Consider the following 12,356-nt stretch of genomic DNA (forward strand, 5'->3'; position numbering starts at 1 on the left):
AGATGGGTTGATGGCGCTGGCCAGCGAGCGAAGCGAGAATGGCGCGCGCGATCCGCGCCGGGTGCGCTCGGTGGTCGTCCTGGGCGGCGGCACCGCGGGCTGGATGACGGCGACCGCGCTCGCGCGCTCGTTCGGGCGGGCGCTCGACATCGCTTTGCTCGAATCCGAGGAGATCGGCACGGTCGGCGTCGGAGAGGCGACGATCCCGACCATCCACTGGTTCAACGAGCTGATCGGGCTCGACGAGGCCGAGTTCCTGCGCGAGACCAAGGCCAGCTTCAAGCTCGGCATCGAGTTTGTCGACTGGGTGCGGCCGGGGCATCGCTATTTCCACCCGTTCGGCGAATATGGCGTGCGCTTCCCTGGCGTTGCCTTCCACCATCGCTGGAAGAAGGCGCGCGCCGAAGGGCTCGATCTGCCGCTCTCTGCTTTCTCGCTGGCGACCGAGCTTGCCGGGCAGAGCCGCTTCGCCAAGCCGAGCGGCGATGCGCGATCGATCCTCTCGACCTTGGGCTATGCTTATCATTTTGACGCCAGCCTTTACGCGAGGCACCTACGCGGCCTTGCCGAGCGGGCGGGCGTCACCCGCGTCGAGGGACGGCTGCAGGACGTGGAGCGCGATCCTCAGACGGGGCTGGTCACGGCGCTCACCACCCAGCGCGGCGAGCGGCTGGCGGGCGATCTCTTCATCGACTGCTCGGGCTTCCGCGCGCTGCTGATCGACGGGAGGGAGGCCGGGTTCGAGGACTGGTCGCACTGGCTGCCCTGCGATCGCGCGGTCGCGGTGCCCTGCACCCGGCTCAGCGAGACCACGCCTTTCACGCGCTCCACCGCGAAGCCCGCGGGGTGGCAGTGGCGCATCCCGCTCCAGCACCGCATCGGCAACGGCCATGTCTTTTCCAGCCGTTTCATGAGCGAGGACGAAGCCACGGCGATGCTGATGGCCAATCTCGACGGCGAGGCGCTGGCCGAACCGCGGACGCTGCGCTTCACCGCGGGCACGCGGCGGCGGGCATGGATCGGCAATGTCGTGGCGATCGGGCTCTCGTCGGGCTTTCTCGAGCCGCTCGAATCGACCAGCATCCACCTGATCCAGAGCGGCATCGCCAAGCTGCTGACGCTCTTCCCGACACGCGACATGGATCCGATGCTGGCCGAGCGGTACAATGCGCTGCTCAACGCCGATATGGACATCATCAAAGACTTTCTGATCCTCCATTACCATGCGAACGAGGGCAGGACCGAGCCCTTCTGGGTCGAGCGCCGGGAGATGAAACTGCCCGAGACCCTGGTCGCGCGCGAGGAGCAATATCGCCGCTCGGGCCGGCTGATGCTGGGCAGCGAAGAGCTGTTCCGCGACGCGAGCTGGTTGGCTGTGCTGAACGGCCAAGGTGTGGTTGCCCGGGACTATAATCCTCTCGCCGACGTGCTGGATTCCGCAACCAATCTCGCGCAGGTTCGCCAAGTTGCCGACGTGATCCAGCGCGCCGCGCCGACGCTGCCGATGCATGACGAAGCGCTTGCGGCGGCGATGGGGCAAGGGTGATCCGTCCCGATATCGTCGCGCGGCGGATCGGCGCGGAAGGCCAGCCGATCGCGATCGTCGACGGCTTCCATTCCGATCCGGACGCGTTGCGTGCCGCTGCGGCGGGGGCGGTGTTCGAACCGGGGCGGCACCATTATCCGGGCATCCGCGCGACCTTGCCGATCGATTATTTCGCGCTGGTGCGCCCTGCGCTCGTTCCGGTGCTGCGGGAGGTGTTCGGGCATGCGGGGGGTATTGAGCTGCTCGATGCGAGTTTCTCGATCGTGACGACGCCGCCGGCCGAGCTCACCGTCGTACAGCGTCTGCCGCATGTGGACGCGGTGCAGCCGGGGCGGATCGCTTTGGTCCATTACCTCGCGCCCGAGGGCGGCGACGGCACCGCATTTTTCCGCCACCGCGCGACCGGCTTCGAGGCGATCGATGCGGCACGTTCGCCCGACTATCTGGCAAGCCTCAACGCGGAGGTGGGCGCCGAGGCGCCGCCGCAAGCCTATCCGTTCGGCGACACGCCGCTGTTCGAGCGGATCGCCCATGTTGAGGCGCGCTACAATCGCGCGGTGATCTATCGCAGCGCGCTGCTCCACAGCGGCGCGATCGCGCCCGACGCGCCGCTCGATGCCGATCCCAGCACCGGTCGGCTGACCGTCACCGCTTTCCTTTCGACGGTGTAGGCGCGCGGGGCGGCTGTACCGCGAGATAGACGGTACTCCACAGCTGCGCCGCGTTGGATTCGTCGACATCCTGCTTGCCCGCGCCGAACGGCACGACATGGTAGCGGCCATTCTCGAAGGCCCAGGACCAGAGCTCGGAACTCTGCGTCGCCCGTGTCGCCTGGATCGCGCGCCACAGCTTCGTCTGGGCGTCGCGCAGCACCGCGCGGGTGGCGGGTGGCAAATCCTTCCGGGCGAGTTGGCGCTCGAGGCCGGCGGCGAACAGCGCCTGCTGCCACGACCAGACCACCGCCCCGTGATAGGCGGCGGGAGTGAAGCGGTCCTGCACCTCGCGGCTGGCGAGCGCCGGATTGGCGACGAGCAGGCCGATATCGGTCATCAGCCCGGCCGGGAAGGGCCGGCCCAGCGCGCCGACATAGGTCTGGAGATCGGCTGCGCTCGGATGGCCGAACAACAGCTCGAAGCCCTCGTCCGAATTGATGATCGGCACCGTCTTGCCCTCGGCATCGAGCGAGATGGCGTGGTAGCGTAGCGCCTGGCCGTGAAGGGCGGCGAGCGCCGGGGCGGCGGGCACGCCGACGCGCCCGGCATAGGCCTTCACCTGCACGGCGGCCTCGGCGGCGGGCGTTTCGGCCACGAACAGCGCGGGCGCCTGGGCACGCCAGATCCCAGCCATCGCGCCGGCGTGCGCGAACGCAACGCGGTCCGCGGGGGTTAGATAGGGATCGAGCAGCCCGGCGCGCAGCAGCTTGTCGGCCGCCTCCAGCGCGGCGGGCACGAAGACCGCGTTGACGTCGTACGGATATCGGCCGCGGCCGATCCCTTCCTCGCTGTCGCGCCACTGGCCGGTCATGCGGCCCTTGTGGATCTCGACCAGGTTGCTCCAGCGCGGATCCCTGGCGAATGGACGGACTTGATCGATAACGTAGCGAAGGTTGCGCACGAGAAGAATTCCGGCCGGCTCGGCGCCACCGGGGTTTGCTTCACTTTGTATCTTTTTGGACAGGAAAGTTTGCGCCGCGGACCGTGTCGCAGGACCGAGCAGATAGTCTGCCGCTACGGGCCCGAGCATGTAATCATCGTCGATCATGCCGTAATCCAGCGTCGCCGCCGCCCCGCCGGGTTGGTGGTGCTGCGCATGATCGATCAGCGCGAATTCGGAGAGTCCCTCCTCGTGCGCGACTTCGCCCTGGGGATTGAGCCGGGCAAGCACCGCGCCGAGCCCGGCCTCGACCGCTTCGCCGCGCAATGCCGGCATCAGCAGCCGCACCGACATCAGCGTGTCGCGCCCGAAATAGGTGTCGAAGCGCCAGGAGCCTGCGAGGAATTTCTCGCGATAGCTGAGGAAGGCGAGCGCGTTGCGCGCGGCGGGGTCCTTCGCGGCGTTGGCGTTGAGCAGTTCGGCCTTGGTCAGTCCTGTGAGCGGCGTGTCGCCGGTCGCCGCAATGATGCGCAGGCGGATGCGACCATTGGCGTCCGCAATGACCACATTGTTCGCGATGCGGCCGCCCAGCACCTGCAGTTCGAGCCGATAGCCCGGCGCCCCGTCGACGCGGTCGCGGGCATAGAGGATGCGGTTGCCCGAAATCTGCGCCTCGGTTGCGACCTCGGTCGGAAAGCGGCCGACGGCCTGATAGTCACGCAGGAAACGGACGTTCGAAAGCACCGCTTGTTTGAGCGCAAGGCGCGGCGCATCGATCGTCGCGATCGCGTCGATTCCGTGGAGCGGACGCCCCTTGCCGTCGACGAGTGAAAGGGGACGCGGCGCCTGATCGAGCCGCCAGGTCGCAGCCTTCGCGAGCGGCTGGAACCACAGACCGACCCCGCTGTTGCCGGCGGGGAAGGCGACCAGGATGCGCGGGTCCGATCCATTGCGCAGCAGCAGATGCGCGGCGACCTTGCCCTCGCGCACGAAGGCGTTGAGATTCTGCCCCTCGGTCAGGCCGTAGGCCAGTTCCGGCGTCTTCGCGGCACGCTGCTGTGCCATCGCGGCCGCGCCGGCGAACAGCAATCCGCCCGCCAGGACCATGCGCATCGAACCCCGCATCCGCTATCTCCTCTTTTTCCCAGATACAGGAAAGGCGCGGCGAACCTTAGCTGCCGCGCCCCCCTTTTACGCCCCTTGAGGCGATCAGAACTTGAACGTGATCGATCCGCCATAGGTCGGGCCGACGATGCCGCGGGCGTAGAAATAGCCGTCAGTGATCGCCTGCGTCTGGCCTTGGCGCGGATTGCCCTCGGTGAGGCCGACGACGTCGAAGATGTTGTCGGCATTGACGCTCAGCTGGAGCCGCTCGCTCAGGTTGAACGACGCGCCCACGCTGGTCACGCCATAGCTGGGCAGCGCCACGCCGTTGCCGGCATCGGCGTAGATCTTGCCGATATATTTGTAGCGGCCATAGACCTCGCCCAGTCCGTTCGGGAGCTTGACGGTCGGGGTGATCGTGAACAGCCGGGCTGGCGTGCGCTCGGGCCGGTTGCCCTCGAAGCCCGCCTGGTTGGCACCGTTGATCGCCAGGTTGACGAGCTTCGGATCCTGGAAGACGCCCTGGAAATCGATCGAGAACCACTCGATCGGGCGCAGGTTCATGTCGAGCTCGACGCCGTTGGTGCGTAGATCGGCATTGATGTTGCTCTGCTGCGATGGATTCAGCGGATCGGCGAAATTATAGTTCTGGTTTTGGAAGTTGGTGCGGAACACCGTCGCCGAGCCCGAGAAGATGCGGCCATATTGATAGCGCACACCGGCTTCATAGAGCTCGATCCCGGTGATCGGGTCGACATTGTTCATCTGGAAGCCGTTGGCGTAGCGCGCATAGATCGAGAGGTTCGGCGTGATCAGATAGTTGGCGCCGACGGTGTAGGCCACGGCCTTCTTGGTAGCCTTGCGCGTCGCATAGGTGCCGTCCCAGGTCGCGCCGACATCGCGGATCACGCCCACCACGCCGGGCTGGACCGGCTGGTTGACCGCGGCCTGGTTGCCGTCGAGCGCAGTCGCCTTGTCACGCTCCCAGCGCACACCCGCGTCGACGTGCAGGTTGCCGATCGAGAACTCGTCATTGACGTAGAGCGAGAGGCTCGAGTCCTCGCGCGAGCGGATGCCCGCGCCCCAGTCGCCATAGGAAACCAGGCCGTTGTCCGAGAGCGTGCCAATGACGTTGTTGTTCGCATCGAGCGCGACCACGTCGTAGATGTCGCTGTTGGTGCGCACGTCGTTGACCACGCTCGCCGTCGCCGACTGGTCCTGGTCGCGCTTGGTCTTGTAGTACATCACGCCGGCGGTCAGCGAGTTCTTGATGTCGCCGCTCTCGAAATCCCAGCGACCGCCGACATTCATGCCGAAATCATAGGCGTCGATGGCGTCGTGGTTGAGTGTGGTGCGCTGCAGGAAGCCGTTGCCGTTGAGCGCATTGAGCGCCGCGGTCTGGTCGGAGCCCAGCACCACGCCGGTACGCAGATTCTTGATGCCGAAACGGGTGGCGGTCGGATAGGCTTGGCCGCCGAGGCAAAGTACCTGTCCGACCGGCGACACATAGCTGTAGTTGCCGCAATTGGCCGGGTCGCCGCCCGCGTTTAGCGTGCGGGTCGGATCGAGATAGGTCGACGCGCTGGTCAGGCCGGCGTTACCGGTGCCCGATCCGGGGAACAGGCCATTGAAATCATACGAATAATCGAGATAGCGGCCATGGCCGAACAGCGTTAGCGAATCGCCGACCGGCTTCTCGAAGTCGAGGCGGGCCTGCCAGGTCTTGGCGACCACGCCGTCGCGATACTTGAACTCGCGGAAACCGCTGGAATGCGCGTTGGTCGAAACCGGCACCGCGATGTTCGAGAAGGCGTCGCCGCCGACATTGCCGAACTGGGTGTCGAGGCCGGGGATTCCCGTCGGCTTGCCGTTGTCGAAGCGATAGGGCTGATCGGCATAATAGGCGTTCTCGACATTGCCGCCCTTGCCCGACAGGCGGATATAGCCGCCATCGTCGAACTTGTATTCGAGCATGCCCTTCACGCGCCAACCCTGATAGTCGAACGGATTGTCGCGCACGCCGGGGCTCGACTGGATATAGCCGCCGACGTTGAAGGCGAGCTTGTCGGTGATCGGCTGCGAATAGTAGAAATCGCCGCGCTTCAGCCCATAATTATACGCGGTGACGCGGGCGATGCCCTCGGGCTTGTCGAAGTTCGGCGTCTTCGAGATGAAATTGATCGTCGCGCCTGCGCCGTTGACGGTCAGTACGCCCGAGGAGCCGCCCTTGACCGCTTCGAGGCGGTCGATCGTCAGATCCTGGTCGAAGAAGAAGTCCGCGCCGCCGCCGCCATAGAGGATCGGCATGCCGTCCTCTTCGAGCTGGACGAAGCGCTGGCCGCCGCCCTGTAGGCCGCGCACCGAATAATTGTTCGAGATCTGACCGGCGGTCGCCTCGACGAAGATGCCCGGGACCAGCTCGAGAAGGTCGGCGGTGGAGCGCGGAGCCTTCTGGTCGATCAGCTCGCGATTGGCGAGGGTGATGTCGGCCGACGAGGTGATCAGCGGACGGTTGGGCGTGGTCTGGCCGGTGACGACGATTTCGGTCGTGTCGGCAGTATCGTTCTGCGCGGTGGGGTCCTGCGCGGCTGGCGTGGCCGTATCGCTGGGCGTGGTCTGCGCGAAGGCAGGCGCGAGCGGCAATGTGGCAGCGCTGGCCAGCAGCGCGACCCGGATGCCAGCGCGAACGGAAAACAACATATAACCTCCCCAACCGAGTGTCTCGCCGGATTGCCCAGCTGAATACCCGCCCAACTAGACGCGGTCCGATGATTGTGAAATCGTTTTCTGCAAGAATCACGCGGAATTTGCCGTAGCTGGTGCCGACGTGCAACACAGGCCGGAAGGCCGGCGCCGACCGGTCCGGAAGCGAGAGGGAGAGAGCTGTTGAACCAAGACGTGAAGCGCGCATTCATGGCGATCGCCGCCCTGATCATCAGCTACGCCCTGCTCGGGTTGCTCATGAACAGCGTCGGCACTGTGATCCTCCAGTCGATCGCGCATTACGGCGTCTCCAAGCCCCAGGCGGCGACTCTCGAGGCGTGCAAGGATCTGTCGGTTGTCGTCGCGTCCTTCCTGTTCGCAACCACGCTGCCCCGCTTCGGGTTCCGTCGCGCCCAGATCCTGGTGATGATCGCCATCGCGCTCGGCGCGCTGGCGATCTCTTTCGCCAACAGCTTCTGGACGATGCAGCTCTTCTTCGTGCTCGTCGGGCTCTGTTTCGGCATAGCCAAGGTCGCCACCTATGCCTCGATCGGGCTGATCCGGCCTGATCGCGTGCAGCATGCCAGCCTGACTTCGCTGATCGAAGGCGTGTTCATGGTCGGCATTCTGGCTGGCATCTGGCTGTTCGGCTGGTTCATCGGGCGCGACACGACCGGGCATGACTGGCTGGGCGTCTATCGTGTGATCGCGGTGCTCGCGGCGGCGGCGGCTTTGCTCTGGTGGTTCACCGACCTCGACGAGAGCGGCACGCGTGCCGCGAAGGGCGCGCCTGCAACCGGCTATCGCGACGCGCTGGCACTGCTCGTCCTGCCCTCCACCATCGCCTTCCTCGCGGCGATCTTCCTCTATGTGCTGATCGAGCAGGGCGTCGGCACCTGGCTGCCGACCTTCAACAATCAGGTGCTCCATCTGCCGAGCGCGATGAGCGTCCAGGCGTCGAGCATCTTCGTCGCCGCGCTCGCGGTCGGCCGGTTGAGCGCGAGCGGGCTCGTCGCGCGGCTGGGCTGGCTGCGGCTGCTGCTCGGCTGCCTCGCACTGGTCGCGCTGCTGGTGCTGCTGACGCTGCCGACTACGCGCGGCCTTACCCTACGCCCGGACGTGGGCTGGTTCGACGCGCCGATCGCCGCCTATATCTTCCCGCTGATCGGGGTGTTCATGGCGCCGATCTATCCGATCGTCTCTTCGGTGGTGCTGAGCGCGTTGCCGCGCGAGCGCCATGCCGCGATGGTCGGGCTGATGGTGATCTTCTCGGCGCTGGGCGGCACCATCGGATCGATGATCACCGGCTTGGTGTTCGACCGCTTCTCCGGCCAGACCGCCTTCTATCTGGTGCTGGTGCCGCTGGCGCTGATCGCGGTGGCGCTGGTGCGGCTCGAGCGGCTGACCGCGAGGGCTCAGCCCGCGGAATAATCGGCCAGGTCGAAGTCGGCGATCACCGGTATCACCCAGTCCGCGCCGGGCAGCGCCGCGGGATCGCCGACACCGAGCGCGGGCATGCCCGCCGCGCGGATCGCCTGGATGCCCGCCGCGGCATCCTCGACGCCCAGCACCTGCGCCGGCTCGGCGCCGATGGCGCGCGCGGCGGCGAGGAAGATATCAGGCGCGGGCTTGCCGGCGGCGACGCTGGCGGGATCGATCACCGCGTCGAACAGGGTGTCGATCTGCATTCGCGCGAGCAGCAGCGGCGCGTTGCGGCTTGCCGAGGCGAGCGCCAGCCTGAGCCCGGCTGTCCTGCATTGGTCGAGCGCCTCGCGGGCACCCGGGAACAGGTCCTCGGGGCCGAAATGGGCGATTTCCTCGAGATACCAGTCGTTCTTCTGCGCGGCGAGGCGCTCGCGCTCCGTGGAGTCATAGCCTGGCCGATCGCCCAGGATCAGCGCCAGGCTGCCCATCCGGTCGACACCCTTCAGCGCTTCGTTCGCCTCCTCGTCGAAAGGAATGCCCAGGGTATCGGCCATCTTCTTCCATGCTCGATAATGCGCGCGCGCCGTGTCGGTCAGCACGCCGTCGAGGTCGAAGGCGACGCCCGCAAGCCGGCGCTTCGCGGTCATGCGCCGAGCGCTCCCGTCCAGCTTTGGCCGGCGGCGAGGCGGATCTCGGCGTCGTGGTGGCCGATCACGATGTCGGGGCCTGAGACCGCGCGATAGGTGATGCCGCCGCCCTGCACCTCGACCCGCACCAGCGTGCCGCGCCAGGTGAGGCCGAAGCCATAGCCCTTCCACTCGGCCGGGCGGGTTGGGCGGAAGCGAAGTTCGGGACCATGGGGACGGAAACCCGCGAACCCCCAGACCAATGCCATCCAGGACCCGGCCATCGCGGCCATGTGGACGCCGTGGCCGGTGTTGCCGTGGCGGTCGTCGATATCGACCAGGCTGGTGTCTGCGAAGAAGCGCAGCGCCGCGACCTCATGCCCCACTTCGCTGGCGAGGATCGAGAAAGTGGCAGCGGAAAGCGTCGAATCGTGGGTGGTGACGGGTTCGTAGTGGTCGAAGACGCGGCGCTTCCGTTCGAGCGAAACTTGCTCCCCGCCCAGCACCATGCCGAGCACGATATCGGCCTGTTTCGAGACCTGGTGCCGATAGAGCGTCATCGGGTGAAAATGGAGCAGCAGCGGCAGCTGCGACGCCGGGGTATTGGCTACATCCCAGCGCGGCTTGTCGAGGAAACTCGCGTCCTGCGCGTCGAGATCGCGTTCGGCGTCATAGGGCAGGTGCATCGCATCGGCGGTGCGGGTGAATTCGGCGAGCTCGTCAGCGCCCAGCGCCATCTGCGCGGCCAGCGCCGTCCAGGCTTCCGGCGCACTCTCCGCGACACGCGCCGCCGCCGAAACCGCGAGGCGCAAATGCTTCTGCGCCATCCGGTTGGTGTACCAATTATCGTCGATCAGCGCGGTATATTCGTCCGGCCCGGTCACGCCGCGCAGGTGGAAGGCGCCGCCCGCCCAATCGCCCAGCACCAGCCATAATCGGGCGGTCTCGATCAGCATCCGCGCGCCATGCTCGACCAGGAACGCCTCGTCGCCGGTCGCGTCGACATAGCAGCCGATGGCAAAGGCGATCGCCGCGTTGATGTGATATTGCGCCGAGCCGCTCGGGTAATGCGCCGAGCATTCGCGACCCTCGATCGTCCGCCAGGCGTAGAGCGCGCCGCGGGGATGATCGAGCGCTCGCGCATTGGCGAAGGCTGCATCGAGCGTCGCCGAGCGATAGACCAGCATCGCTCTTGCGATGTCGGGCGCGAGCACCGCGAGCACCGGCAGCATGAATGCCTCGGTGTCCCAGAAATAATGGCCCTCATAGCCTTCGCCTGTCAGCCCCTTGGCGGCTGCGCTCGAGCGCCCGTCGCGGCCCGCTGAGGCGAAGAGGTGGAACAGGTTGGCGCGCAGCGTCGCGGTGAGGCGCGGTTGCCCGGCGACGTCGAGATCGGCGCCCGCCCAGAAGGCGTCGAGCAATGCGCGCTGCGCCTCCACCGCGCGGCCGAAGCCATCCGCCAGCGCCGTATCGGCGAGCGCCTGTGCCTCGGCCACCAGCACGTCCGACGGATCGCGGCCTGCCGCGAACCCGGTTGCGACCAGCAGCCAGCCGTCTTCTTCGCGCTGGCGCTGGACCGCCGCGACGCCGATGCCGCTGCCGGGCAGGCGCTCGACCACCAGCACTTCCTCGCTGCGCTCGATCTCGAAGCCGCGCGACGCGAGATTCACGCCGATTCGCGGATCGTCGCTCTGGGCGGCAGCCTTGGGCGCGGGCGCAAGATAGGGATGCAGCGTCGCAGTGGCGCCGTCGACTTCGGCGCGCAGCCGGCGAACCAGCGCGGCGCGGCCATCGAGTGGCACGAGCCGTTCGGCATGGACCGTCAGGATGCGGCCATCGGCGAGGGTCCAGCGCGTCTCGCGGCGGAGCACACCTTGCCGCAGGTCGAGCACGCGCCGCGTAGCGGAGGTGGCCGCCGTCAAGTCTATCGCCGCGCCATCGATCCGCACCGCGAGCCCGAGCGCCTCGGCGACCGGCACGCGCGAATCGGAGCTTGCAGCAAAGCCGTGCAGCCGCTCGTGATAATGGATCGGTGCCTGTTCATAGGCCCGGGCGAGGAAGGTGGTCGCGCTCGCGCGCTCTTCGATCGCGCCGCGCACCCCGATCGCGCCGTTGGAAAGCGCCAGGATCGTCGCCGCCCAGCCTTCGCGGGCAGGATCGTCGCCGATCACCTCCAGCGCCCAGCCATCCTCCGCGAACAGCAAGCCGTCTTCCAAGCCGTCCGATACGCGCGCCAAGCAACCGCTCCCCAACCTTATGACGAGCAGCGATACAGGGTCTTTGATATCGTTTTCAAGGATAAAGGATCAGGTGTCTCGAACGACGATCTCGGTGGGAAGCGTGGTCGAGCGCGCGCGGCCGCCGTCGATCTGCTGCATTAGCTTCTCGACGAGCAGCGCACCGGCGACATCGGTCTTCTGGTTGATCGTGGTGATCGCCGGGCTGAAATGTGCGGTCGGCGGGATGTTGTTGTACCCGACCAGCGAGAAATCGCGCGAGGCGTTCAGCCCGCGCTCCTTGAAAGAGCCTATCGCGGCCATCGCGGCGGTGTCCGAAAAGGTGAAGACCGCGTCGGGCTGGCGCCCCGCGGCGAGATAGGCCGAGATGGTCTCCGCGGTCGTGTTGAACGCCATCGACGCGATCGGAAGGAAATCGATGACGACGTCGTCATGCTCCTCGCCGATGGCGCGCAGGCCTTCGAAGCGCAGGCGCAATTCCTCGTGACGGATATCGCCGACGAATAGCCAGCGCTTGCGTCCGGCAGCCAGGAAATGCCTGCCGGCCAGCTGACCGCCGCGGAAATTGTCGCTGCCCACGGCGCAATAACCCGCATCCGCGGCGACAGCGCCCCAGACGACCAGCGGCACATCCTCACGACCAAGGGCACGCAGCATAACGTCGCGCGTCCCCTGTCCGAGCACGATGAACCCGTCCGCGCCCCGCGCGCGGTGGAAGTCGCGAAAGGCGCGTGCATCGTCGAGGCCCGGCGGCGACAGCAGCAGGTCCTGGTTGCGGATCGAGAGGGCTTCCGACACGCCAGCCAACAGCTCAAAGATGAACGGATCTCCGATCGCGCCATGATGGTGGGAGCCGAAGTCGAGCATCACGGCCACGGTATTGGTGCGCGCCTGCCGCAGCTTCGCCGCGTTGCGGTTCACCGCATAGCCATGGCTGCGCGCCACCGCCAACACGCGCTCGCGCGTTTCCTCGGTCACCAGCGGGCTGCCGTTGAGAACGCGGGACACGGTTGGCGTCGAGACCTCCGCCAGCCGAGCGATGTCCTGCATCTTCAGTCTCGTCCCCGGTACGGGGATCTCGTCATTCTTGGGTGCTGTTTTCTTCGCCATTCTCTCTTCTAT

General features: G+C 66.7%; 8 protein-coding genes. 3 read left to right on the forward strand and 5 right to left on the reverse strand.

What is annotated here, in order from left to right; genetic code table 11:
• The first annotated feature begins 10 nt into the window (after positions 1-10).
• Together IAG41_RS03035 and IAG41_RS03040 are read left to right on the forward strand one after the other, a co-directional pair.
• Entirely contained in the window at positions 11-1,546 is a 1,536-nt protein-coding gene (locus IAG41_RS03035) for a tryptophan halogenase family protein (RefSeq protein WP_187727088.1), read from the forward strand.
• On the forward strand, positions 1,543-2,217 hold the full coding sequence (locus IAG41_RS03040) for a DUF6445 family protein (RefSeq protein WP_187727089.1): 675 nt from the start codon (positions 1,543-1,545) through the stop codon (positions 2,215-2,217). The genes IAG41_RS03035 and IAG41_RS03040 overlap by 4 nt, the downstream gene beginning before the upstream one ends.
• Here IAG41_RS03040 and IAG41_RS03045 read toward each other — a convergent pair.
• Complete coding sequence (locus tag IAG41_RS03045; protein ID WP_262408429.1) at positions 2,192-4,264, reverse strand: hypothetical protein; 2,073 nt, start codon at positions 4,262-4,264, stop codon at positions 2,192-2,194. The two genes, IAG41_RS03040 and IAG41_RS03045, sit on opposite strands and share 26 nt — an antisense overlap.
• Positions 4,265-4,348: 84 nt before the next feature.
• Positions 4,349-6,943, reverse strand: a complete 2,595-nt coding sequence (locus IAG41_RS03050; protein ID WP_187727090.1) for a TonB-dependent siderophore receptor — start codon at positions 6,941-6,943, stop codon at positions 4,349-4,351.
• A gap of 186 nt (positions 6,944-7,129) precedes the next feature.
• On the opposite strand from IAG41_RS03050, the gene IAG41_RS03055 reads away from it, so the two are divergent.
• Positions 7,130-8,377, forward strand: coding sequence for an MFS transporter (locus IAG41_RS03055; RefSeq protein WP_262408430.1), 1,248 nt, complete (start codon positions 7,130-7,132; stop codon positions 8,375-8,377).
• Here IAG41_RS03055 and pgmB read toward each other — a convergent pair.
• From pgmB to IAG41_RS03070, 3 genes are all read right to left on the reverse strand, one after another.
• Positions 8,362-9,018: a beta-phosphoglucomutase gene (pgmB, locus tag IAG41_RS03060; protein WP_187727091.1), complete on the reverse strand. Its 657-nt coding sequence runs from the start codon at positions 9,016-9,018 to the stop codon at positions 8,362-8,364. The genes IAG41_RS03055 and pgmB overlap by 16 nt on opposite strands.
• Positions 9,015-11,234: a glycoside hydrolase family 65 protein gene (locus IAG41_RS03065; RefSeq protein WP_187727092.1), complete on the reverse strand. Its 2,220-nt coding sequence runs from the start codon at positions 11,232-11,234 to the stop codon at positions 9,015-9,017. The genes pgmB and IAG41_RS03065 overlap by 4 nt, the downstream gene beginning before the upstream one ends.
• Positions 11,235-11,303: 69 nt before the next feature.
• A complete protein-coding gene (locus tag IAG41_RS03070) occupies positions 11,304-12,344 on the reverse strand; it encodes a LacI family DNA-binding transcriptional regulator (RefSeq protein WP_187727093.1) in 1,041 nt (346 codons plus the stop codon).
• Positions 12,345-12,356 lie beyond the last annotated feature (12 nt).

Source organism: Sphingomonas sp. JC676, from assembly GCF_014489075.1.
In the GTDB taxonomy this organism is placed as follows: Bacteria; Pseudomonadota; Alphaproteobacteria; order Sphingomonadales; family Sphingomonadaceae; genus Sphingomonas.